The 23,411-nt window shown below is 74.7% G+C and carries 22 protein-coding genes and 1 riboswitch; of the genes, 2 read left to right on the plus strand and 20 right to left on the minus strand.

The features are described from left to right. Window positions 1-53 precede the first annotated feature (53 nt). From FIC82_RS12070 to FIC82_RS12110, 9 genes are all read right to left on the minus strand, one after another. Window positions 54-3,452, minus strand: a complete 3,399-nt coding sequence (locus FIC82_RS12070) for a pyruvate carboxylase (RefSeq protein WP_168731795.1) — start codon at window positions 3,450-3,452, stop codon at window positions 54-56. Between the two features lie 192 nt (window positions 3,453-3,644). Further along, window positions 3,645-4,235: a MerR family transcriptional regulator gene (locus tag FIC82_RS12075; RefSeq protein ID WP_168731796.1), complete on the minus strand. Its 591-nt coding sequence runs from the start codon at window positions 4,233-4,235 to the stop codon at window positions 3,645-3,647. Between the two features lie 202 nt (window positions 4,236-4,437). Beyond that, window positions 4,438-4,911 carry a bifunctional nuclease family protein gene (locus tag FIC82_RS12080; RefSeq protein ID WP_024839673.1) on the minus strand — a complete coding sequence of 158 codons (474 nt, stop codon included), beginning with the start codon at window positions 4,909-4,911 and terminating at the stop codon, window positions 4,438-4,440. Between the two features lie 96 nt (window positions 4,912-5,007). Further along, window positions 5,008-5,769, minus strand: coding sequence for a transcriptional regulator FtsR (ftsR, locus tag FIC82_RS12085; protein ID WP_253691092.1), 762 nt, complete (start codon window positions 5,767-5,769; stop codon window positions 5,008-5,010). Beyond that, the gene (locus tag FIC82_RS12090; RefSeq protein WP_154798719.1) at window positions 5,766-6,248 is read right to left on the minus strand and encodes an FHA domain-containing protein; all 483 of its coding nucleotides are present in this window, start codon (window positions 6,246-6,248) and stop codon (window positions 5,766-5,768) included. Before FIC82_RS12090 ends, ftsR begins: the two co-directional genes overlap by 4 nt. A gap of 177 nt (window positions 6,249-6,425) precedes the next feature. Continuing rightward, window positions 6,426-7,736, minus strand: a complete 1,311-nt coding sequence (locus tag FIC82_RS12095; protein ID WP_154798720.1) for a DUF881 domain-containing protein — start codon at window positions 7,734-7,736, stop codon at window positions 6,426-6,428. Between the two features lie 2 nt (window positions 7,737-7,738). Then, window positions 7,739-8,071: a small basic family protein gene (locus FIC82_RS12100; protein ID WP_021483549.1), complete on the minus strand. Its 333-nt coding sequence runs from the start codon at window positions 8,069-8,071 to the stop codon at window positions 7,739-7,741. Next, the gene (locus FIC82_RS12105) at window positions 8,068-9,039 is read right to left on the minus strand and encodes a DUF881 domain-containing protein (protein ID WP_253691094.1); all 972 of its coding nucleotides are present in this window, start codon (window positions 9,037-9,039) and stop codon (window positions 8,068-8,070) included. Before FIC82_RS12105 ends, FIC82_RS12100 begins: the two co-directional genes overlap by 4 nt. Continuing rightward, on the minus strand, window positions 9,036-9,662 hold the full coding sequence (locus tag FIC82_RS12110; protein WP_168732273.1) for a CDP-alcohol phosphatidyltransferase family protein: 627 nt from the start codon (window positions 9,660-9,662) through the stop codon (window positions 9,036-9,038). Before FIC82_RS12110 ends, FIC82_RS12105 begins: the two co-directional genes overlap by 4 nt. Window positions 9,663-10,059: 397 nt before the next feature. Between FIC82_RS12110 and FIC82_RS12115 the strand changes: the two genes are divergently transcribed. After that, window positions 10,060-11,946: a DEAD/DEAH box helicase gene (locus FIC82_RS12115; RefSeq protein ID WP_154798721.1), complete on the plus strand. Its 1,887-nt coding sequence runs from the start codon at window positions 10,060-10,062 to the stop codon at window positions 11,944-11,946. A gap of 118 nt (window positions 11,947-12,064) precedes the next feature. Here FIC82_RS12115 and FIC82_RS12120 read toward each other — a convergent pair whose 3' ends face one another. From FIC82_RS12120 to rpe, 8 genes are all read right to left on the minus strand, one after another. Further along, entirely contained in the window at window positions 12,065-12,559 is a 495-nt protein-coding gene (locus tag FIC82_RS12120; RefSeq protein WP_154798722.1) for a PH domain-containing protein, read from the minus strand. 58 nt (window positions 12,560-12,617) lie between these two features. Further along, window positions 12,618-13,472 carry an ATP phosphoribosyltransferase gene (hisG, locus tag FIC82_RS12125; protein ID WP_154798723.1) on the minus strand — a complete coding sequence of 285 codons (855 nt, stop codon included), beginning with the start codon at window positions 13,470-13,472 and terminating at the stop codon, window positions 12,618-12,620. Between the two features lie 102 nt (window positions 13,473-13,574). After that, entirely contained in the window at window positions 13,575-13,838 is a 264-nt protein-coding gene (locus tag FIC82_RS12130) for a phosphoribosyl-ATP diphosphatase (RefSeq protein WP_024839663.1), read from the minus strand. Between the two features lie 73 nt (window positions 13,839-13,911). Beyond that, window positions 13,912-14,379: a 6,7-dimethyl-8-ribityllumazine synthase gene (ribH, locus tag FIC82_RS12135; protein ID WP_154798725.1), complete on the minus strand. Its 468-nt coding sequence runs from the start codon at window positions 14,377-14,379 to the stop codon at window positions 13,912-13,914. Next, window positions 14,376-15,803: a 3,4-dihydroxy-2-butanone-4-phosphate synthase gene (gene ribB, locus FIC82_RS12140; RefSeq protein ID WP_216609903.1), complete on the minus strand. Its 1,428-nt coding sequence runs from the start codon at window positions 15,801-15,803 to the stop codon at window positions 14,376-14,378. The genes ribH and ribB overlap by 4 nt, the downstream gene beginning before the upstream one ends. Further along, window positions 15,800-16,435 (minus strand): riboflavin synthase, encoded by a 636-nt coding sequence (locus tag FIC82_RS12145; RefSeq protein WP_154798726.1) that lies wholly within the window; start codon window positions 16,433-16,435, stop codon window positions 15,800-15,802. Before FIC82_RS12145 ends, ribB begins: the two co-directional genes overlap by 4 nt. After that, the gene (ribD, locus tag FIC82_RS12150) at window positions 16,435-17,559 is read right to left on the minus strand and encodes a bifunctional diaminohydroxyphosphoribosylaminopyrimidine deaminase/5-amino-6-(5-phosphoribosylamino)uracil reductase RibD (RefSeq protein ID WP_253691096.1); all 1,125 of its coding nucleotides are present in this window, start codon (window positions 17,557-17,559) and stop codon (window positions 16,435-16,437) included. The genes FIC82_RS12145 and ribD overlap by 1 nt, the downstream gene beginning before the upstream one ends. 160 nt (window positions 17,560-17,719) lie before the next feature. Continuing rightward, window positions 17,720-17,843, minus strand: a riboswitch (FMN riboswitch). Window positions 17,844-18,060: 217 nt separating this feature from the next. Beyond that, window positions 18,061-18,729: a ribulose-phosphate 3-epimerase gene (gene rpe / locus FIC82_RS12155; protein ID WP_154798727.1), complete on the minus strand. Its 669-nt coding sequence runs from the start codon at window positions 18,727-18,729 to the stop codon at window positions 18,061-18,063. A 54-nt stretch (window positions 18,730-18,783) separates the two neighbouring features. Between rpe and FIC82_RS12160 the strand changes: the two genes are divergently transcribed. Beyond that, a complete protein-coding gene (locus FIC82_RS12160) occupies window positions 18,784-19,374 on the plus strand; it encodes a GNAT family N-acetyltransferase (protein WP_253691099.1) in 591 nt (196 codons plus the stop codon). A 691-nt stretch (window positions 19,375-20,065) separates the two neighbouring features. Here FIC82_RS12160 and FIC82_RS12165 read toward each other — a convergent pair. From FIC82_RS12165 to FIC82_RS12175, 3 genes are all read right to left on the minus strand, one after another. After that, window positions 20,066-21,352 (minus strand): type II toxin-antitoxin system HipA family toxin, encoded by a 1,287-nt coding sequence (locus FIC82_RS12165; RefSeq protein ID WP_154798728.1) that lies wholly within the window; start codon window positions 21,350-21,352, stop codon window positions 20,066-20,068. Beyond that, window positions 21,349-21,576 carry a helix-turn-helix domain-containing protein gene (locus FIC82_RS12170; protein WP_154798729.1) on the minus strand — a complete coding sequence of 76 codons (228 nt, stop codon included), beginning with the start codon at window positions 21,574-21,576 and terminating at the stop codon, window positions 21,349-21,351. The genes FIC82_RS12165 and FIC82_RS12170 overlap by 4 nt, the downstream gene beginning before the upstream one ends. 122 nt (window positions 21,577-21,698) lie before the next feature. Continuing rightward, a complete protein-coding gene (locus FIC82_RS12175) occupies window positions 21,699-23,288 on the minus strand; it encodes an RsmB/NOP family class I SAM-dependent RNA methyltransferase (RefSeq protein ID WP_154798730.1) in 1,590 nt (529 codons plus the stop codon). Window positions 23,289-23,411 lie beyond the last annotated feature (123 nt).

The following is a 23,411-nucleotide window of genomic DNA, read 5'->3' on the forward strand; positions in this document are numbered from 1 at the left end:
CGTTCACCCTGCCCGCGAACTGCCCGTGCCCGCGCGACCGCCGTCGCGCGGGCTCAGCCCACCACGAGGACCAGGTCACCGCCCTCGAGCTGCTGCACCGCGCCGATCGCGACGCGCCGGACCGTGCCCGCGACCGGCGTCGTGATCGCGGCCTCCATCTTCATCGCCTCGACCGTCGCCACGGTCTGCCCCGCCTCGACGACGTCGCCGGTCACGACGACCGGCGTCACCGCGCCCGCGAACGGCGCCGCGACCTGCCCCGGCTGCGCCGGGTCCGCCTTCTCCGCCGAGCGCACGTCGACGTCGACCGCCCGGTCGCGCACCTGGATCGGGCGCAGCTGACCGTTGAGGGTGAACATCACGGTGCGCATGCCCCGCTCGTCCGGCGTACCGATCGCCTCGAGGCCCACGAGCAGGCGCACGCCCTTGCCGAGCGCGACCGCGACCTCCTGACCCGGCTCGAGCCCGTACAGGTACGTGGGGGTGTCGAGCACGGACACGTCCCCGTACGCCTGGCGTACCTGCTCGAACTCCTTGGTCGGCCCCGCGAACAGCAGGTGGTTCAGCCGCCGACGACGCACCTCGCCGGGCTGCGCGAGCTCGGCCTCGTCCTCCGAGGAGAGCGGCGTCACGCCGCCGCGCGGGGCGCGGCCGGCGAGCGCGCGCGAGCGGAACGGCTCCGGCCAGCCCCCGGGCGGGTCGCCGAGCTCGCCGCCCAGGAACCCGATCACCGAGTCCGGGATGTCGAAGGACTGCGGGTCGGCCGCGAACTCCGCCGGGTCCGCGCCCGCCGCCACGAGGTGCAGGGCGAGGTCCCCCACGACCTTCGACGACGGCGTCACCTTCACCAGGCGCCCGAGGATGCGGTCCGCCGCGGCGTAGGTCGCCTCGATCTGCTCGAACTTGTCCCCGAGGCCCAGCGCGATCGCCTGCTGACGCAGGTTCGACAGCTGCCCGCCCGGGATCTCGTGCTCGTACACGCGACCCGTCGGCCCGGGCAGACCGGACTCGAACGGCGCGTAGACGCGGCGCACCGCCTCCCAGTAGGGCTCCAGGTCAGCGACCGCAGCCAGCGACAGGCCCGTGTCGCGCTCGGTGTGCTCGAGGCCCGCGACGAGCGCCGACAGCGACGGCTGGCTCGTCGTCCCCGCCATGGCGGCGCTCGCGGCGTCCACGGCGTCGACGCCTGCGGCCGCCGCGGCCAGCAGGGTGGCCATCTGCCCGCCCGAGGTGTCGTGCGTGTGCAGGTGCACGGGCAGGTCGAAGCGCTCGCGCAGGGCCGTCACGAGCCGCGACGCCGCCGCGGGCCGCAGGAGCCCGGCCATGTCCTTGATCGCGAGCACGTGCGCGCCGGCGTCGACGATGCGGTCCGCAAGGCGCAGGTAGTAGTCGAGCGTGTACAGGTCCTCGGCGGGGTCGAGCAGGTTGCCCGTGTAGCACAGGGCGACCTCGGCGACCGTGGTGCCCGTGGCGCGCACGGCCTCGATCGCGGGGCGCATCTGGTCGACGTCGTTGAGCGCGTCGAAGATGCGGAACACGTCGATGCCCGTCGCGGCGGCCTCCTCGACGAACGCCTCGGTGACGCGCGTCGGGTACGGCGTGTACCCGACGGTGTTGCGACCGCGCAGCAGCATCTGGATCGCGAGGTTCGGCATCGCCTCGCGCAGGGTCGCGAGCCGCTCCCACGGGTCCTCGCCGAGGAAGCGCAGCGCGACGTCGTACGTGGCCCCGCCCCAGGCCTCGACGGACCACAGCTGCGGCGTGGCGCGCGCGACGTAGGGCGCGACGGCGGCCAGGTCGTGCGTGCGCACGCGCGTCGCGAGCAGCGACTGGTGGGCGTCGCGGAACGTGGTGTCGGTGACGCGCAGGCGCTGCTCGGCGCGCAGCGCGTGCGCGAAGCCCTCGGGGCCGAGCTCGAGGAGCTGCTGGCGCGTGCCGGGCGGCGGCGCGACCGACAGGTCGAGCGCGGGCAGCTTCGTCGCAGGGTCGGTGGTGCGCTGCGGCTCGCCGTGCGGGCGGTTGACCGTGGCGTCCCCCACGAACGCCAGCAGGCGCGTGCCGCGGTCGGCGCTCTCGCGCGCGGCGAGGAGTTCGGGCCGCTCGTCGATGAACGACGTCGCGACGTTGCCCGCGACGAACTCCGGGTCGGCGAGCACGGCCTGGAGGAACGGGATGTTGGTGCGGATGCCGCGGATGCGGAACTCGGCGAGCGCACGTCGGGCGCGGCGGACCGCCGTCGGGAAGTCACGGCCGCGGCACGTGAGCTTGACGAGCATCGAGTCGAAATGGCCCGACACGACGGACCCGGCGGTCGCGGTCGCGCCGTCGAGCCGCACGCCCGCCCCGCCCGGGGAGCGGTAGGCGATGATGCGCCCCGTGTCGGGGCGGAACCCGTTCGCCGGGTCCTCGGTCGTGATGCGGGTCTGCAGGGCGGCGCCGTTGACGCGCACGTCCTCCTGCCGGATCCCGAGGTCCTCCAGCGTCTCGCCCGACGCGATGCGCATCTGCGCGGACACGAGGTCGACGTCGGTGACCTCCTCGGTCACGGTGTGCTCGACCTGGATGCGCGGGTTCATCTCGATGAACACGTGCTTCCCGGCACGCTCCCCCACCGTGTCCACGAGGAACTCGACGGTGCCCGCGTTCTGGTACCCGATGTGCCGGGCGAACCGCACCGCGTCCGCGCACAACGCGTCGCGGATCGCGGGGTCGAGGTTCGGCGCGGGTGCGATCTCGACGACCTTCTGGTGGCGGCGCTGCAACGAGCAGTCCCGCTCGTACAGGTGCACGACGTTCCCGGCGCCGTCGGCGAGGATCTGCACCTCGATGTGCCGCGGGCGCAGCACCGCCTGCTCGAGGAAAACCGTCGGGTCGCCGAACGCCCCGTCGGCCTCGCGCATCGCGGCGGCGAGCGACTCGGGCAGGTCCTCGCGCGCGTCCACGCGGCGCATGCCTCGACCCCCGCCGCCGGCGACCGCCTTGACGAACACCGGGAAGCCGATCTCGTCCGCGGCGGCGACGAGCTCGTCGACGTCCGACGACGGCTCGCTCGACGCGAGCACCGGCAGGCCGGCCTCGCGCGCGGCCTTGAGCGCGCGCACCTTGTTGCCCGCGAGCTCGAGCACCTCGGGCGGCGGCCCGACGAACGTCAGCCCGGCGTCCGCGCACGCGCGCGCCAGGTCCGGGTTCTCCGAGAGGAACCCGTAGCCCGGGTAGACCGCGTCGGCGCCCGCCTCGCGCGCGACGCGCACGATCTCCTCGATGTCGAGGTACGCCCGGACCGGGTGACCGGGCTCCCCGACCAGGTAGGCCTCGTCGGCCTTGAGCCGGTGCTCGGAGTTGCGGTCCTCCTGCGGGAACACCGCGACGGTGCGGGCTCCCAGCTCGTAGGCGGCGCGGAACGCCCTGACGGCGATCTCCGCGCGGTTGGCGACCAGGACCTTCGAGAACACCGGCACTCCATCCGTCGACCGTGCGGCGCCGCCGGGGAGGGCGTGACGCGCCGCGTACCGGGCGATCCTCCCACGGTGTCGCGGGACAGGCCGTCGCACCGGCTGTGACGTGGTCCACAGGCTCACCGGCGCATGGTTCGCGCCCCGCCGGTGCGGTGATCGTCGCCCGGGAGGTTCCGGGCGCTCGCGGGGTCAGCCGGCGGAGCGGGCGCGACGGCGCTGCGCGAGCTCGTCCTGCGGGCTCGCCGCCGCGTCGTCCTCGTCCTCGAGCGACTCGGTCGGGAGCTCGGCGAGCGTCCCCTCGACCTCGCGCCACACGCGGCCGACGGCGATGCCGAAGACGCCCTGCCCGCCCTGGACGAGGTCCACGACCTCGTCGGGCGACGTGCACTCGTACACGCTCGCGCCGTCGCTCATGAGGGTGATCTGCGCCAGGTCGTCGACGCCGCGCTCGCGCAGGTGCTCGACGGCCTGACGGATCTGCTGCAGGGAGACCCCGGTGTCGAGGAGCCGCTTGACCACCTTGAGGACGAGGATGTCGCGGAAGCTGTAGAGGCGGTGCGAGCCGGACCCGGACGCGGGGCGCACGGTCGGCTCGACGAGCCCGGTGCGGGCCCAGTAGTCGAGCTGGCGGTACGTGATCCCGGCGGCACGGCACGCGGTGGGGCCGCGGTAGCCGGTCGTGGTGTCCTGCTCGGTGATGTCCTCCCCGAAGAGGAGACCTTGCGCACCTTGCGGGACCGCCGCGCCGGCGCCGACGCTCGCCTCACCGCTGCTGTTCACTGTCGCCTCCTGGAGTGATGTCCACGTCCACGCTATGGGCGGTACCGGGGGGCGTCAACGACCGACGACCCGAGCGTGCGGGCGTGTCGCGCCGGGGCGCCCGCCGATCCCGCCACACGACCCTCGACCTGAGGTCGAAGGTCTGTCTTGTCCGTTGTGCCCGGAAGTCTCGACCACGGCTCGACGGTCGCTCCCCGGCGTCCTACTCGTCCACCGAGAAGTCCTCGGGCTGGACGTGGTCGAGGAAGTCCCGGAACTTCTCGACCTCCTCCTGCTGCGCCACGTCGACGACCTCGACGCCCGCCGTCGCGACGACCTCGGCCGAGCAGAGCACGGGGCTGCCGGTGCGCACGGCGACCGCGATGGCGTCCGACGCGCGAGAGTCGAGCCTCACCCCGTTGCTCAGGACGAGCTCGGCGAAGAAGATCCCGCCGTCGAGGGCGACGATCTCGGCGCGTTCCAGGCGCACTCCGACCGCGTCGAGCAGGTCCCGCAGCAGGTCGTGCGTCATGGGCCGCGGCGTCGGCAGCCCGGCCTGCGCCATCGCGATGGCGCTGGCCTCCCGCGGGCCGATGACGATCGGCACGACGAGCTCGGACGCGTCGTCCAGGAGCAGCACGACGATCTCCTGGTCGCGCTGCTGCTGACGGACCCCCAGCACCTCGACCGGGACCATCGGGACGTCGTCGCTCACTCCCCCACGGTACGTCCGTCGTCGGCATCCGGCAGGGGGTGGGCCGGCCCCGGCTCGTCGGCTCCTGGGCAGGTCGTGTCAGCGTGTGAGGTCGTCGATGCCTTGCCGCACGAACACGGTGTGCAGCTGGGCGCACAGCTCCCCGACCTCGGACGCCACCGTGCCCGCGTGGGCGCGGGCTGACGCGCTCTGCTGGCCTCGCCACGGCGAGACGACCTGGTGGACGAGGCTCACGTGCCGGTCCGCGGCGGTGCGCAGGGAGCGCAGGTGGCGGGGCTCGATGCCGTACTCCGACAGGCCGGCGGCGAGCACGACGACGTCGAGGGCGCGGGCGTCGAGCTGGCCTCCGGGCGCCTGCCTCAGCACCCCGGCCTCGATGAGGCCCTCGACGAGCTCTCGCTCGACGCCCGCCGCGGACACGAGCGCGTCGACCGTGTACCGCTGGCGGACGGCCGCCGACCCGGGGTCGCCGTCGGTCGTCGCGAGCCGAGGCGCGAGCGACTCGACGTCGGTGCCGGCGTCGAGCGCGGCGAGGCGCTCCTTGATGACCTTGAGCGGCAGGTACCGGTCCCGCTGCTCGACGAGCACGAACCGCAGCCGCTCCACGTCGGCGGGGCTGTACTGCCGGTACCCCGAGGCGGTGCGCACGGGGTCGATGAGGCCCTGCTCCTCGAGGAAGCGCAGCTTGGAGTGGCTGACGTTGGGGAACTCGGCGCGCAGCGCGCGCAGGACGTCGGAGATCCGCATCGTCGCGCGCCGCGAGATGCCCTGCGGCCAGGGCTCCGTCCCGGCCGCGGGCTCGGGGACCGTGGCGTGCGCGGCGCCCGTCGAGGAGTTCACGACCGGGGTGCCGCGCCGCCCGCCGGTGCCCCCGCGTGCGGGCTGGCGTGGAACGTGAGCCGGTACTTGCCGATCTGCACCTCGTCGCCGGTGGAGAGCGCGACGGCGTCGATGCGGCTGCGGTTCACGTACGTCCCGTTGAGCGACCCGACGTCGCGCACGAGGAACCGCTCGCCCTCACGGACGAACTCGGCGTGCTTGCGCGAGACGGTGACGTCGTCGAGGAAGATGTCCGCGTGCTCCGACCGGCCGGCGACGGTGCGCTCGGCGTCGAGCAGGAAGCGCGAGCCCTGCCCGGGGCCGCGCTGCATGATGAGCAGCGCGGAGTGCCGCGGCAGGGCGACGACGGCGGCGTGCTCCTCGGGGCTCAGACCACCGGGCTGCACGCCCTCCTCGATCGGGGCCTCGATCCGGCCGAAGCTGATCGTGGTGTCGCTTCCCGCCCGGTTCGGCACCTCAGGACCGCCTGGGACACTCATCTCGCCTCCTCGGGGCTCACGCACGCCGTGCTCGACCTCGGATTCCGCACCGCTGGGCCGAGGCCCCGACGGTGCGGGAATCGTGCTCGAAAACTACTACACCCGCAGGTCACACGGTGCGTGCGACCCTCGGTCGTCCCAACCTACCCCGGCCGCGCCTGCGGCGGGAAGCCACGCTCACCCGTCGGCCGGGACCGGGGTCGCGTACTCCGGCGCACGCGGCTCCACGGTCGCGGTGACCTCGACCCGGTCCTGCTGCGTGATCGTCGTGCGGGCGCCCGCCGAGCGCAGGGAGGCCATGGCGCCGCCGGGGATCTCCAGCGCGGTCTCGAGCGTGGACGGGTCACCGATGACCGTCCACCGGTACGGGGAGGAGATCTGCTGCCCGTCGACCACGATGCCGTCGGCCGAGTCCTCGAAGTAGCTGCTCGCGACGAGGCGGACCCCGTTGACCTCCATCGCCTCGGCGCCCGCGTTCCGCAGCTCCTCGAGGACGTTGAAGAGCGCGAACGCGTCCAGGGGCTCGGCACCCTCGACGACCTCGATCTCGACGCCCGGACCTTCCGCGGGCAGTCGCCCGGACAGGATGCCGAGGGTCTGCGCCTGCTGCTCGGCGAGCTCGAGCGCGGCGCGCTCGCGCCCCGACCCCGACTGCAGCTCGTCGCGCGTCGCCTCGAGCGAGGAGATCTGGTCCTCGAGCTCGCCGGAGCGCTGGGTGACGTCGTCGAGGAGGCGCACGAGGTCGCTCTGACGCAGCGAGGACAGCTGGTCCTCCTGGGTCTGGCTGACCTGGACCACGAGAGCGAACCCGAGCAGGGCGCACAGGATGCCGACGACGATCTGGGAGCGTGACGCCCGGGGCCGCAGCGCCCTCCCGAGGCCACGCAAACCGCGAGGTTCCGACTGCGTGGGGGTGCCGTGGCGCCCCACGGTCCCGATCGTGCCGGTGGTCGCGGCGGGTTCGGTGGTCGCGGGGGACTCGGTCGCCGGGCTCGCGGAGTCCCCGTCCTCCGGGGCGTCGTCGCGCTCGACGTGCGCGTCGTCGTCCGGGTCGTCCGTGCCGTCGTCGGCGGGCTCGGGTCGTGCCGTCGGGCCCGCTTCGCCCGTGCCGTCGTCGCCCGTGCCGTCGTCGTCCGAGTCGGAGACCGGGAGCGGGTCCTCGTCGTGTGCGGGCCGCAGGTCGTCACCGAGGTCGGTCGCTGCGGGGTCCGGAGCTGCCACGTCGTCGGTGCGGCCCGTCGGCGGCATCGCCTCACCGTCGGCACCGCCCGGTCCGGGCTCGTCGGCGGCAGGTGCGGTGGGCTCGGGCTCGGCGATCCCGGGAACCTGGGTGTCGTCGTCGGCGGGCTGGACGGCCGTCTCGGCGTCGGTGGCGCCCTGCTCGGCACCGTCCGGTGCGTCGACGGACTCTGGCTCGACGGCCTCGGGCGCGTCGGCGTCGCCCGCGGGGGTGCCTGCGGGGCGCGGAGCGCTGGGGTCGCGGCTCATGCTCAGGCCTTGAAGATGTGGCGCCGGATCGCGGCGGCGTTGGAGAAGATGCGGATGCCGAGGACGACGACGACGGCGGTGGAGAGCTGGCTCCCGACACCGAGCTGGTCGCCGAGGAAGACGATGAGCGCGGCGACCACGACGTTCGACAGGAAGGAGACGAGGAAGACCTTGTCGTCGAACAGGCCGTCGAGGCGCGCTCGCAGGCCGCCGAACAGGGCGTCGAGCGCGGCCACGACCGCGATGGGCAGGTAGGGCTGCAGCGACACCGGCACCGTAGGTTGCAGGACGAGGCCCGCGACGATGCCCACCACCAGTCCGACGACTGCGATCATTCGACGTTCTCCTGCCCTGTCTCGTGCGGTGCCGGGTCCGTCACGGACCCGTCGTTCTGGCCGTCCGTCGTGCCGTCGGTGCTCCCGGCGGGCGCGTCGGAGTCTACGGTCGCTGCCGGTGCTTGCGCGAAGAACAGCGTGGGCGCGGACCTGCCCGGCAGATCGATCCGGCTCTGGGTGGTGACGCTCGACCGGATGCCGTACTGGGTGCCCAGGATCTGCAGGTAGTCGGACGTGCCGGACCGCAGGAGCGAGGTGCGCATCGCGTCGGGGTCTCCGACCGCCTCGACACGGTAGGGACCGACGAGGGGCTGCAGGTCGACCAGCACGGCGTCCCCTGCGCTGCGGATCGCGGAGAGGCCCGTGAGGCGCTGGTCGTTGATCGCGACCGCTTCCGCTCCCCCGGCCCAGAGGGCGTTGACGACGCGCTGCAGGTCGGAGTCGTGCACGAGCGAGTTCGCGTCCGCGTCGTCGGACGACAGCCCGCCGCTGGTGTCGTCGAGCGTCACGACCACGCCCTGCCCCTCGACCGCCTGCGTCCCGGTGAGCGCACCCTCCGCCTGCAGACCCTGGAGCACGTCGGTGCTCGCCCCGCTCAACGCCTCCCCCTGCAGCTGCTCGATCTCGCCGGACAGCTCCGCACCGCGCGCAGCCAGGTCCTCGGCGGCGGCCTGCCGGGACAGGATCTCCTGCTCGAGCGTCTCGCGCGCCGCGATCACCCCGGGCTGCGGCGCGCGCAGCTCGACCGCAGCGGCCGTGGTGACGACGCCGAGCACGACGGCGAGGGCGACGAGGACCACGGTGCCGGTGCGGCCCCGGTGCGGCGACTGCCCGGTCGCGCGCCGCGCGGCGGCGTCCGCGTACCCGGGATCGAGCGGGCGGAACATGACCTCGTTGAGGAGCGTCATCGAGGCGTCGACGGGTGCCCGTCGGGCGGGTCGGGGGTCGGGTGGCGTCGTCTCGGTCACGGGGCCTCCTGGGTCGTGGCGCCGGGGTCGTCGGCCTCGCGGGCCGCCGCCCGGTCCCGCAGCACCAGGGCACGGGTCTGCAGGACGTACTGGGCACCCGCCAGCCAGTACAGTCCCACACCCCACCAGGTGAAAGCCCACCCCGTCACGGCCGCGAGGTCGCCCCACCAGCCGGGCGCCTCGGCGAGCAGCAGCAGCGGGAACGCGTACAGCAGCGCGAACGTCCCGGCCTTGCCGGCGAAGCTCACCGGCAGCGGCCCGTACCCGTGCCGGGCCAGCAGCGGCATGAGCCCGGCGAGGAGGAGGTCGCGCGCGACGATGACGACGACGAGCCACACGGGGACGACGTCGCGCCACGCGAGCCCGAGGAGGGTGACGAGGATGAAGAGCCGGTCGGCGGCCGGGTCGAGCATCTGCCCGAGGCGGCTCACCTGGTCGAGGCGGCGCGCGAGGACGCCGTCGAGCCAGTCCGACGCCCCCGACACCGCGAGGACGACCAGCGCCCACACGTCGTCGCCCCGCACGATGAGGACCGCGAACACCGGCACGAGGAGCAGCCGCAGGAGGCTGATGACGTTCGGGACGGTCAGGACGCGGGAGCTGACCTGCTGCCCTGCTGACACACCCACCGCCCCGTGCTCACGTCGCGCCGTCGCGGCGACCTGCCGCGCGCGACCATCCTACGTACCGGGCCGCCGCGACCGGACCCCATTTCGCGGCGCAGCGACCGGACGGGGCGAAATCACCCGCTTCGTCCGCGTGCGCGACGAACGGGCGGCGTGACGGGTGAGGGAGGTCACCGGGCGCCGCCCCGCGGCCCGCGCCCACCCTCCGGTAGGATGGGCACACCTCTGGAGTTCGTCGCTCGTCCCGCGTGTGTCCGTGAGAGCGGCCGTCCCCCCTGATCTTCCCTGATCGTCGTGGTGGCCGGCCTGGTGTGTTCGGGAGTGCGACCTGCGAGAACCGTCCCGGTGACCGCACGCCACTCCACACCCCGAAACGAACGGTCCTCACCTCTTCATGACTGCTGACGTCGTCGCGCCCTCGCACGCCCTCGACCACTCCACCGACACCCCCACCCGCCCCGAGCCGACCGGCCCCGTGTTCGCCGACCTCGGCCTGCCCGCGCCGCTCGAGCGCGCCGTCGCCGACCTCGGGTTCGTCACACCGTCCGCGATCCAGGCCGAGGCCATCCCCGCGCTCCTCGCCGGCCGCGACATCACCGGCGTCGCCCAGACGGGCACCGGCAAGACCGCCGCGTTCGGCCTGCCGCTCCTCGCGGCGATCGACCCCGCCGAGCGCCGCGTGCAGGCCGTCGTCCTGACCCCGACGCGCGAGCTCGCGATGCAGGTCGCCGACGCCGTCGAGTCGTTCGCGGCCCACCTGCCCAAGGTCGACGTCGTCGCCGTGTACGGCGGCTCCCCGTACCAGCCGCAGCAGCGGGCGCTCGCGGCCGGCGCGCAGGTCGTCGTCGGCACGCCCGGGCGCGTCATCGACCACATCGAGCGCGGCACCCTCGTGCTCGACGACGTGCGCTTCCTCGTGCTCGACGAGGCCGACGAGATGCTGCGCATGGGCTTCGCGGAGGACGTCGACACGATCTTCTCCCGCGCGCCGCGCGAGCGTCAGGTCGCCCTGTTCTCCGCGACGATGCCCGCCCCGATCCGCCGGGTCGCGAACGAGCACCTCACCGACCCGGTCGAGATCGCCGTCGCCCGGCAGTCGTCCACGGTGACGAGCGTGCGCCAGACGTACGCCGTCGTCCCGTTCCGGCACAAGACCGGCTCGCTCGTGCGCGTCCTCGCGACGTCCGACGCGGAGGCCGCGATCGTGTTCACCCGCACGCGCGGCGCGGCCGAGGAGGTCGGGTCCGCGCTCGTCGAGCGCGGCATCTCCGCCGCCACCATCTCGGGCGACGTCGCGCAGAAGGAGCGCGAGCGGATCGTCGAGCGCCTGCGCGCCGGCGCGCTCGACGTCCTCGTCGCGACCGACGTCGCCGCGCGCGGCCTCGACGTGGACCGCATCGGCCTCGTCGTGAACTTCGACCTGCCCGGGGAGCCCGAGGCGTACGTGCACCGCATCGGTCGCACCGGCCGCGCCGGGCGCACCGGCGAGGCCCTGAGCTTCGTCACCCCGCACGAGCGCGGCCGCCTGCGCGCGATCGAGCGCACCACCCGCACCCCGCTGCAGGAGGTGGAGATCCCCTCCCCCGCCGACGTGTCCGCGCACAAGGTCCGCGCCCTCCTCGGCCAGGTTCCCGCGCGCCTCGAGGCCGGCCGCCTGTCCATGTACGCCGACGTGGTGCGCACCTTCCTCGCCGAGCACGACGTCGACCCCGTCGACCTCGCCGCGGCCATGGCGGCGCTCGCGGTCGGCGACGACGGCCCGCGTGCTCGCGAGGAGCAGGAGCGGTTCGAGGCCGAGCGCGCCGCGGCGCGCGAGCAGGCGAAGGCGCGCCGCACCGAGCGCACGGGCGAGCGTCCGCGCGGCGAGCGCGCGTCGGGCCGTCGCGAGGGCGACGGCACGCGCGGCATCCGCCGTGACGCCGTCGGCACCCGCTACCGCCTGTCCGTGGGCCACAAGGACGGCGTGATGCCCGGCGGGATCGTCGGCGCGCTGACGAACGAGGCCGGCCTGGCCGGGTCGGACGTCGGGAAGATCGACATCTTCCCGTCCTTCTCCCTCGTGGACATCACCGCCCCGCTGGACGCGGAGACGATGGACCGCATCTCCCGCGCCCGCGTCGCCGGCAAGGCGCTGCGCATCCGCCTGGATGAGGGCGCGCCCGCGTCGCGCGGGCCCCGCGGCGGGCACGGCCCGTCGGGCCGTCGCGACGAGCGCCGCGACCGCTTCGACCGGGCCGACGACCGGGGCGAGCGCAAGCCCCGTCACCGCGCCGCGTACTGACGCACCGGTGTCGCCGCACCGTGCGGCGACGCGAGCACGAGAACGGCCCCCGGATCGCGGATCCGGGGGCCGTTCTGTCGTGTGCGGGGTGGACGGGCAGCCGGTGCCGGCGCACGGGTCAGGGCTGCGGCCCCTCGTGCGCCTCGCCGTGCGCCTGGACCAGAGCCGCGAGGCGACGCGCCTCGGCGTCCCCGCGGGCGCCGTCGGCCCGCTGGATCCCCATGACGGCGAGCGTCGACCCGTCCGCGAGGTCGAGGCGCACCCACGCGTCGCCGGAGCCGAACCGGACCGACACGACCTGCGCCCACGCGAGCTCGCGCGTGTAGATGACGTTGCGCACCCGCAGCCCCTCGCGCGACGGCACCGCGTGCACCCCGCCGAGGCGCCACAGCAGCCAGGCCGCGAACAGCGCGAACGCCGCCAGGGACAGCCGGTTCACCCACGACGTGCCGAGCGGGCCCGTCGCCGACAGCCCCACGATGACGCACCCGCCGACCACCACGACGCCGGTCGCCCACGCCGACACCAGCCCGAACCGGGGCCGGAACGGCCGGTACGGGTCGTCGTGGCGCTCCCCCGGCAGGCCAGGATCAGGGAACGGGTCGGTGCTCATGCCGTCACCGTCTCACACCCGCACGCCGCTCACCGGCGCCGCCCGCAGGGGCGAGCGGTCAGAGGCGGGAGGCGTGGATCCGGGTGACGAGGATCGCGCGCGCCCCCACGTCGTACAGGGCGTCCATGACCTGGTTCGTCTGGTCGCGGCGCACCATCGCCCGCACCGCCGCCCAGTCGCGGTCGTGCAGCGGGGACACCGTGGGCGACTCCAGGCCCGGGGTGATCGCGACCGCGCGCTCCACGAGCGACACCGGCACGTCGTAGTCCATGAGGACGTACTGGCGGGCCGTCAGCACGCCCTGCAGGCGCCGGCTCAGCACCTCCACCCCCGCCGGCACGTCCGCCTCCGCGACCGCGCGCGGACGGATCAGCACCGCCTCGGACACGAGGATCGGGTTCCCGAACACCTCCAGGCCCGCGCCCCGCAGCGTCGTACCCGTCGAGACCACGTCCGCGACGACGTCCGCCACCCCGAGCTGCACCGCCGACTCCACCGCACCGTCGAGGTGCACGACCGTCGCCTCCACGCCGTGCGAACGCAGGTGACCCTCGACCAGCACCTCGTACGACGTCGCCACCCGCAGGCCCTGCACCTGCTCCAGCGACGTCACCGCGCCCGCCGGCGCCGCGTACCGGAACGTCGACCCCCCGAACCCGAGCTGCATGTGCTCCACCGCGTCCGCGCCCGAGTCCAGCAGCAGGTCCCGGCCCGTGATCCCCACGTCCACCGTGCCCGACCCCACGTACACCGCGATGTCACGCGGACGCAGGAAGAAGAACTCGACGTCGTTGTCCGGGTCGGCCAGCACCAGCTCGCGTGAGTCACGACGCTGGCGGTACCCCGCCTCGCGCAGCATCTCGACGGCGGGCTCGGACAGGGACCCCTTGTTGGGGACGGCGATACGCAGCATGACAGGACCTTCGTTTCGGGGGAGGCGGTGCGGAGGGACGGGACGAGGAACGGGCGAGCGGCGCTCGCGGCCGGAGGGCGGGACGCTCACCGGCGCGGCCGCTCACAGATGCTCGTACACGTCCTGCAGGCTCAGACCCTTCGCCAGCATGAGGACCTGCAGGTGGTAGAGGAGCTGGGAGATCTCCTCCGCCGTCTTCACGTCGCCCTCGTACTCGGCGGCCATCCACACCTCGGCGGCCTCCTCGACCACCTTCTTCCCGATCGCGTGCACGCCGGCGTCCAGCTCCGCGACCGTGCCGGAACCGGCAGGTCGCGTCGTGGCCTTCTCGGACAGCTCCGCGAACAGGGACTCGAACGTCTTCACGCGCCCCAGGGTATCCGCCGCCCGGGCGCGGCCGGGGCGCGGTCCGCCCAGCGGGCACGCCCCGGCCGCCCCGTCACAGGTCGCGCAGCGCCACCACCGTCGCGACCGCCGCCTCCGCGGCCTCCGCGCCCTTGTCCTCGCGCGACCCCTCCAGGCCCGCCCGGTCCAGCGCCTGCTGCTCGTCGTCGCACGTCAGCACACCGAAGCCCACCGGCACGCCCGTCCGCACGCTCACGTCCGTCAGACCCGAGGTCGCCGCCTGGCACACGTACTCGAAGTGCGGCGTCCCCCCACGGATCACCACCCCCAGCGCCACCACCGCGTCCGCGCCGTGCTCCACCGCCCGCGCGGCCGCGACCGGCAGCTCGAACGACCCCGGCACCCGCACCACGCTCACGTGCGACACGTTCGCCGCCGCCAACGCTCGGCGCGCCCCCGCCAGCAACCCGTCCATCACCTGCGTGTGCCAGCTCGCCGCGACCACCGTCACCCGCAGCCCCGACCCGTCCACGCTCAACCTCGGCGCACCTGCCCCGCTCATCCCTCGTCCTCCTTCGTCTCGACACCCGGCTCGTCGCCAGGCTCCACCAGCACAGCCCCGTCCGGGACCGCCACCGTGTCCAGCAGATGACCCATCGCCACCTTCTTCGTCACCAGGTACGCCCGGTTGTGCTCCCCGTGACCCACCTCGATCCGCTCCGCCCCCACCACGTCGATGCCCGAGGCCACCAGGCCCGTCACCTTCGCCGGGTTGTTCGTCAGCAACCGCACCCGCGACAACCCCAGGTCCGCCAGGATCGCCGCCGCCGCCCCGTACTCCCGACGGTCCACCGGCCACCCCAGCTCCAGGTTCGCCTGCACCGTGTCCAGGCCCGCGTCCTGCAGCTCGTACGCCCCGATCTTCGCCAGCAGCCCGATGCCGCGCCCCTCGTGCCCCCGCAGGTACACCACCGCGCCACCCTCCGCCGCGACCCGCTCCATCGCCGCCTGCAGCTGCGGACCGCAGTCGCAGCGCAACGACCCGAACGCGTCGCCCGTCAGGCACTCCGAGTGCACCCGCACCACCGGCACCACCCCCGGCCCGACGGCGCTCGCGGCCTCCGAGCCGGACTCGCCGTGGTCGGCGGTCCCCGACGGGGAGACCGCCGGGACCAGCGCCACGTGCTCCGCCCCCGTGCGCAGGTCCCGGTACCCGACCACCCGGAACCGGCCGTGCGCCGTCGGGAGATCCGCCTCAGCGGTCCGGTGCACCCGACGCGCCAGCGCCTCGCGGTCCGGCACCTCCACAGCCGCCGCCGGCGCCGGGTCGTGCACCCGCCGCCACGCCACCAGGTCCGCGATCGTGATCAGCACCAGCCCGTCACGCTCCGCCAGGGCTGCGGCGTCCCCCAGCCGCATCATCGTCCCGTCGTCGTGCACCAGCTCCGCGATCCCCCCGACCTCGCCCATCCCCGCCAGGCGCACCAGGTCCACCGCCGCCTCCGTGTGCCCCGCCCGGTGCAGCACACCCCCCGGCACCGCACGCAACGGCAGCACGTGCCCCGGCCGGATCAGGTCCACCGGACCCGACGCCGGGTCCGCCAGCACCCGCAACGTGCGCGCCCGGTCCTCCGCCGAGATCCCCGTCGTCACCCCCGTCGCCGCGTCCACCGTCACCGTGTACGCCGTGCGCCGCGGATCCTGGCTGTGCGGCACCATCAACGGCAGCTCCAGCGCGTCCGCCCGCGCCGCGGGCATCGGCGCGCACAGGTACCCCGACGAGTGCCGGATCGTCCACGCCACCCACTCCGCCGACACCCCCTGCGCCGCGAACACCACGTCCGCCTCGTTCTCCCGGTCCGGCGAGTCCGCCACCAGCACCGGCCGCCCCGCCCGGATCTCCGCCAGCGCCTCCTCGACCGACCCCAGACGCACGCCCCCCGACCCCTCCGGCACCGCGGCGCTCGCGGACGGCGCGCCCGTCACGACGCGCTCCCGGGGACGACCCCTGCAGCAGAACCCGACAGCAGCAGGCGCTCGACGTACTTCGCGAGCACGTCCACCTCGAGGTTCACGCGGTCGCCCGGCACGAGCCCGCCGAGGATCGTCGCCTCGAGCGTCGTCGGGATGAGGGAGACACCGAACGTCTCGTCGTCCACGTGCGTCACCGTGAGCGAGACCCCGCTCACCGCGATCGAGCCCTTCTCCGCGACGTAGCGCGTCAACCCTGCCGGGGCGGAGAACACCAGGTCGTCCCAGCGCTCCCCCGGGGCCCGGCTCACGAGCGTCCCGACACCGTCCACGTGACCCTGCACCACGTGACCGCCCAACCGCGCGTCCGCCCGCACCGCGCGCTCCAGGTTCACCGGCGACCCCGCGACGAGGTCACCCAGCGCCGTCCGGCGCAGCGACTCCGGCATGACGTCCGCCGTGAACGACCCGTCGCCGCCGAGGCTCGTGACCGTCAGGCACACACCGTTGACGGCGATCGAGTCGCCGAGCCCCGCGTCCGACGTCGCGAGCGGCCCCTCGACCGTGAGCACCGCATCCTGCCCCGCGCCGCCCGGGAGCTCGATCCCCCGGACCCTCCCGATCTCCTCCACGATCCCCGTGAACATCAACCGACCCGTCCTTCCGTGCTCTTCCTGGACACCACCAGCGCGTCGTCCCCGACGCGCCTCACCTCGACCGTGCGGAACCGGTGCGCGTCGGCGATCGTCGCCACGCCCAGCCCGTCCACGGCCCGCCGACCGCTCCCCAGCAGCACCGGGGCCACGTACGCGTGCAGCTCGTCCACCGCGCCCGCCGCGAGGAACGCCGTCGCGAGCGTCGGACCACCCTCCACGAGCACGTGCCGCACCTCCCGCTCCGCGAGCCGCTCCAGCACCTGCCCGACGTCGCGCGTCAGCAGGTGCACCAGCTCGCCGCCCTCGCCGCGCACCCGCGCCGTCGGCGGGATCCCGCGCAGCCCGACGACGACCCGCAGCGGCTGGTGCTCCGCGAGCCGCTCGGCGCTCGCGGCGTCGTGCGCGCGCACCCGTGCGGTGAGCGCCGGGTCGTCGGTGAGGAGCGTGCCCGTGCCGACGACGATCGCGTCGACCTCGGCGCGCACCCGGTGGGCGTGCTCGCGCGCCGCCGGCCCGGTGATCCAGCGGCTCGTCCCGTCCTCGGCGGCGACGTAGCCGTCGAGCGTCGTCGCGGTCTTGAGCGTCACGTACGGCGTGCCGCGGCGCACGGACGTGAGCCACACCCGGAGGAGCTCCTCGCCCTCGGCAGCGCGCAGACCGCGCACGACCCGCACCCCGGCCGCGCGCAGGCGGTGGGCGCCGCCCGTCGCCACGGGGTTGGGGTCGGCCACGGCGTGCACGACCTCGGCGACCCCGGCGGCGACGAGCGCGTCCGCGCACGGCCCGGTGCGGCCCGTGTGGGCGCACGGTTCGAGCGTGACGACGGCGGTCGCGCCGGTGACGTCGACGCCTCGCGCCCGGGCGTCCGCGAGGGCCGCGGCCTCGGCGTGCGGGGTCCCCGCGCCCTGGTGGTACCCCTCGGCGAGGACGGGCCGCGGGTACGGGTCGAGGGAGTCGGGCGCGGCGCCGTCGGGCAGGGCTCGGCCCTGCGAGGCCGGTCCCAGGAGGACGCAGCCGACCCGAGGGTTGGGGCCGTACGCCGGGCCACGTTCCGCCAGCTCGAGCGCGCGCGCCATCGCGGCGTCGATCGTCAGGGTGCGGGGGTGCTCGCCCATCGTCCTCCTCCCGGGCACGAGCGCTCCGGGGTGAGGGCGGGCGGCGGGGTCAGGCCTGGACCGGCCCGACGGCGTCGCTCACCACGACGAGGCCGACGCCGTCACGGACGGGTGCGCCGGCGGGTCGCCGGAGCACCACGCCCTGGGCGTGGCCGCGCCGCACGTGCTTCCTCCCATCCGGACTGTCACCGTCGGTCCTGGAGTTCCACCAGGTCAACCGCGCGTGGGCGCGGGTCGCGGACTGTCACCGCCGGCTCGGAATTGCACCGACCCCGGAGCACGTTCGTGCGTACTGCTGCTTCCAACCGAGCATGCTACTCGCGCATTCCCTGGGTACGGCACGTCCACCTGCCGAGCCGACGTGACCCTGGTCGCCCCCTCTTGTCCGTGCTCTGTGGTGAGTTGTCTCGGGTGGTCGGGGTGGTTTCGCGCGCTTGGCACACTATTTTTTCCGGAACGAGAGAGGGAGCCCTCTGCTCGGGCTCCCTCCCGGGTCGGGCGTCAGTGGGCGTGCGCCGACGCCTCCGCCAGCTCGCGCAACGCCTGGATCTCGCCCGGCACGCTCTCCGCCCCGTACACCGCCGACCCCGCGACGAAGACGTTCGCCCCCGCGTCGGCCGCCCGCTCGATCGTCGAGCGCGACACTCCCCCGTCGACCTGGATCCACACGTCCAGACCCGACTCGCTCACGGCCTCACGAGCCCGCCGGATCTTCGGGAGCGTCCCGTCGATGAACGACTGCCCGCCGAAGCCGGGCTCGACCGTCATGACGAGGATCATGTCGACCTCCGCCAGGAGGTCCAGGAAAGGCTCCACAGGCGTCGCAGGACGCAGCGCGACGCCCGCGCGGGACCCGAGGCGCCGGAGCTCGCGCGCGAGCCGCACAGGGGCAGCAGCGGCCTCGGCGTGGAACGTCACGGACGCCGCGCCCGCCTCCGCGTACGCCGGCGCCCAGCGGTCCGGGTCCTCGATCATGAGGTGCGCGTCGATCGGGACCGGTGACACCTGCGCCAGACGCTCGAAGACCGGCAGCCCGAGCGTGAGGTTCGGCACGAAGTGGTTGTCCATCACGTCGACGTGCGCGTAGTCCGCGGTCGAGATGGCGTGCAGGTCCCGCTCGAGGTTCGCGAAGTCGGCGGACAGGATGCTCGGTGCGATGAGGGCTGCCATGGCCCCAGCCTAGGGGTGCCGTCCTGCCGGGGTCGGCCCTCGTAGGATCCTCCCGTGAGCGCCCTCCCCTCCCCCGACGCGACGGCCCCGACGGCCGCGCGCGCGACGGACCGCCCGGACGTGCGGGTGCGGCCCGCGACTCCCGACGACCTCGCGCGCGTCGCCGAGATCTCCGCCCCGTTCGTGCGCGACACGTGCGTGACGTTCGAGGAGGAGGTCTGGGACGTCCCGGCGTGGCAGCGCAAGCTCGACGACGTCACAGTGCGCGGTCTGCCGTTCCTCGTCGCGGAGCTCGACGGCCCGGCCCGGCCGGACGGCACGAGCGGCCCGGCGGTCGCGGGCTACGCCTACGCGTCCGCGTGGCGCCCGAAGCCCGCCTACCGGCACACCGCCGAGGACACGATCTACCTCGACCCCGACCACGCGGGCCGCGGGATCGGCACCGCCTTGCTGGGCGCGCTGCTCGACGCGTGCGCCACGGCGGGTGTGCGACAGGTCGTCTCGGTCGTCGCCGACGTGCCCGAGGCCGCCGGCTCGCTCCCCCTCCACCGCCGCTTCGGCTTCGTCGAGACGGGTCGCCTCACCGCGGTCGGCTTCAAGCACGGCCGCTGGGTCGACACGATCCTCCTCCAACGCTCCCTCTGACCCGCGCCCAGCTCCCGCGACGCTCGTCCGGTCTCGAGGCCCGTGGGATCGGAGGTCTCGGGCCCGCGGGGTCGAGGCTTCAGGCCCGCGGGTCGGGTCCGCGATGGGGGTGGCCTCGGTGCTCGGGGCTGCGGCGCCGTCACCGTGGTCGTTCGGCCGTGGGTTCATGGAGCGCCGCTCTGACGCCCCTTCGCATCCGAGCCCACCCCCACCGCTCACCTGTCGGCCCGCCATGGCCAGACGACGGGTCGACCAGGCGATCCTGGCGGGTCGAGCAGGCGAACAGGGTTCGTCGGAGACCCTGGACGAGCCCAGACCACCTGCTCGGCGTGACGCCGCGACGGTGGTGTGATCCGCGACCTGCGGCCGCGGTGGCGCGCGGAGGCGGGTGCGGAGGGCCGGACGGCTCGCGGATGCGGCGGCGCAAACCCGCCCGCGGACCGACGCCGCGGGCAGTCGCCCGAGCTGGGCGAAGACCCGGGTGAGACGACGCCGGTCGGGGTGGGTGGTGGTGCCGCGTCGTGGCGGGCCTGGCGGGAGCGACGCGAGGAACGAGCGGCGCGGATGGTAGACGCGGCACCACCACCCACCCCGACCACCCAAGGTGACCAGACCGCCGTCGGGCAGGAAGCAACCACGGTTCTACCTCGGCCTCTCTCGGCGGGCCGGGGTTCGCTCTCGGCGACGAGGCTCAGGCGACGAGGCCGCGGCGGAGGTTGGTGGTGCGCTGCTCGACCGTGCGCCAGGCGTGGCGGCTCACGCCCGGGTGGGCGTCGCGGTCGACGTCCGCGAGCGCCGCGAGGAGGTCGTCGAGGGTCTGCGCGACGGCGCGTTGGGCGCGGCGTCGGGGCAGTCCCCAGGTGGTTCCTTCGGTGACGAGGTCCTCGGCGGTGAGGCGGTCCATGTCGCGGCCACCGGCGACGTCCATGGCGAAGACGCGGGAGGCGTGGTCGTGGTGGAGGTGCATGGAGACGTCGTAGGCGGGGGCGAGGCGGACGGTGCCGTCGGCGTGGCGCAGGACGGAGATGTTCTTGGCGTGGGCGTCGGTGTTGCCGATGGCGAGGTTGAAGGTGGTGAGGGCGAGGAGGGGGTCGGGGCGGGTGCCGTCGTCTCGGAGGGTGCGGGCGATGGCGGCGAGGGAGGGGAAGCGGCGTCCGTGCTGGAACTTGCGTTCGGGGTCGCGGGTGTTGATGCCGAGGGCTTGTGCGGTGTCCTCCTGGTGGAGGCGTGCGGTGCCGCCGGGGTGGGTGGGGTCGGGGATGCGGTCGTAGCGGGTGACGACGATGGCGCGTTCGCCGTCGAGCTCGGTGACGTGGGCGTCGACGGTGGTGAGGCCGGTGCGGCGGGCGAGGTCGAGGGCGGCGGCCTCGGTGTTGACGAGGTCGGCGGTGGGTGAGTCGGAGGGGCGGGCGACCTTGAGGATGTGGGTGGTGGGTGCGGTCCCGTGGGGGCGGGCCCAACCGTGCTGGTCGTGGAGGAGGGTGATCTTGGGTTCCATGCCGGGCAGGGAGCTGGTGAGGTGGTCGGTGCGTCCTTCTCCCCCGCTGCGGGCGACGGCGGCGCGCAGGAGCCGTGCGACGGCGGCGTCGTCGAGGCGTTCGGGAGTGCCGGGGGCGGGGAGGGGGTGTCCGTCGGGGGCGAGGAGGACGGCGCCTGCGGTGTCGTGGCCGTAGTGGACGAGGAAGGCGAGGGTGTCGTCGGGGTCGATGCCGGCGTCGATGGCCATGGCGTCGCGGGTGCGGCCTTCGGGGAGGAGTCCGTCGAGCCAGGCGGCGACGCGGGCGGGGTGGGGTCCGGGTTCGTCGGGTGGGGTGATGGGGAGCAGGTGGGACAGGACGCGGGCGTCGTGTCCCCAGCGGTCGAGGGCTTCGGTGGTCCAGGTGAGGGTGACGCGGGGGGTGCCGTCGGTGGTGCGGGTGCCGGTGGGGGCGAGGGTGGCGACGGGGGTGCCGTAGAGCCAGGCGGTGAGGGTGGTCATGGGCGCTCCTGGAGCCGCAGGTCGACGTCGAGGGTGTCGAGGAGCTCGAAGAGTCGTTGGACCCAGAGGTTCTCGACGCCGTTCTCGAGCTCGGAGAGGTATTGGCGGGTGATGCCGAGCTCGTCGGCGACCTGGGCCTGGGTGAGGCCGCGGGCGCGGCGTACTCGGCCGAGGTAGGCGCCGAGGTCGCGGGGGCTGCGGGGGGTGGTCCAGGTGTCGGCCATGCGTCCTCCAGCCGTCGGTTTTTCCTGTCACGGGTTCGTGCCAGGATTACCTGACACACGCCGATGTCAGGTTAGCCCGACACGCCTCCGCTGTCGAGGCCCACCGACGCCGAGGATCGCGGTCAGCGCACCTGACGACGAAGGAGCATCAGGTGCATCGCGTCGGTGCCGTGGACGTGGGGCCAGAGCTGGACGTCCTGGCGGCCCCCGAGCGCGATCACGTCGCGCGCCTCGGGGCGCACGACGTCGCGCACGACCGCCGGGGCATCGAGGAGCTCGACGTCGTCGCGGCGCCGCAGCACGTCGGCGACGACGACCTGGGTCTCGGCGAGGTGGGGCGAGCACGTGACGTACCCGACCACTCCCCCGGGCCGGACGGCGTCGAGCGCGGAGTCGAGGAGCTCGCGCTGCAGCCCGGTGAGGGTCGCGAGGTCGGCCGGGGTGCGGCGCCAGCGGGACTCGGGGCGGCGGCGCAGCGCGCCCAGGCCGGTGCAGGGCGCGTCGAGGAGCACGCGGTCGTAGGCGCCGGGCTCGTCCTGCCCGACGGCGCGGCCGTCGCCCGTGCGGACGGCCTCCACGGCGTCGGCCGGGACGGCGGCGAGGGCCTTCTCCACGAGTCGCGCGCGGTGCGGCTGGACCTCGTTGGCGACGAGGCGGGCGCCCCGCTCGGCCGCGAGCGCCGCGAGGAGCGCGGCCTTGCCACCGGGGCCGGCGCACAGGTCGAGCCAGCGGGCGTCGTCGGCCCCGGCGAGGGGTGCCGCGGCGAGGGCGAGGGCGACGAGCTGGCTGCCCTCGTCCTGGACGCCGGCACGTCCGTCGCGGACGGCGCCGAACGCGGCGGGGTCGCCGCCCTCGAGGCGCAGCGCGGTGGGGGCCCACCGGGAGGGGGTCACGCGGTCGTCGCCGTCGGAGAGCTCGTCCGGGTCGGCGAGGCCGGGGCGGGCGACGAGCGTGACGCGCGGGGCGTCGTTGTCGGCGGCGAGGAGCGCGTCGAGCTCGGCGACGGGGCGGCCGTTGCCCGCGAGGGCGTCGCGCAGGGCGCGGGCGATCCACACGGGGTGGCTCTGGGTGGCCGCGAGCGCCGCGAGGTCGTCGGGGGCGTCGTCGGCGATCGTGGTGAGCCAGTCGTCGAGGGGGGTGCGGGCGACGCGGCGCAGGACGGCGTTGACGAGCTGGGCGCTGCCGGCGCCGGTGCGCTCGCGCGCGAGCCCGACCGTCTCGGACACGGCGGCGTGCTGGGGCACGCGCATGCCGAGGAGCTGGTGGGCGCCGAGGCGCAGGACGTCGAGCACGGGCGGGTCGAGGCGGTCGAGGGGCCGGTCGAGGCACAGCGCGAGGACGGCGTCGTAGCGGCCGCGCAGGCGCAGGGTGCCGTAGGCGAGCTCGGTGGCGAACCCGGCGTCGCGGCCACGGATGCCGCGCTCGCGCAGGAGGGGCGGCAGGACGAGGTTGGCGTAGGCGTCGGAGCCGTCGACCTGGCGCAGGACGTCGAACGCGACGGCGCGCGCGGGGTCGGTGCCCTTGCGGCGCTGGGAGGGTGCGGACGTGCTGCGGGACGAATCGCCGCGCGAGCGGGCGGCACCGCGTTGCCGGCCGCGCGCGTCGCGACGCTCGTCGTCGCGCCGGGTCCGACCTCCCTCGGCATCGTTCGAACGGACGTTCGACCCGGCGCTCTCCGCCCCGCGCGCCCTCGACGATCCGCTCGAACGCATGCTCGAGTCGCGCTCGGTCCGTGCCGGCCCGTCGGCCCGATCGCTCGAACGCGCGTTCGAACCGCCGCGCGCCTGGCCGGCGGAACGCCGGCGGGCGTCGTCGTCGCGGTCCCGGTGCGTCGG

The sequence above is a fragment of the Cellulosimicrobium protaetiae genome, assembly GCF_009708005.2.
Lineage (GTDB): Bacteria > Actinomycetota > Actinomycetes > Actinomycetales > Cellulomonadaceae > Cellulosimicrobium > Cellulosimicrobium protaetiae.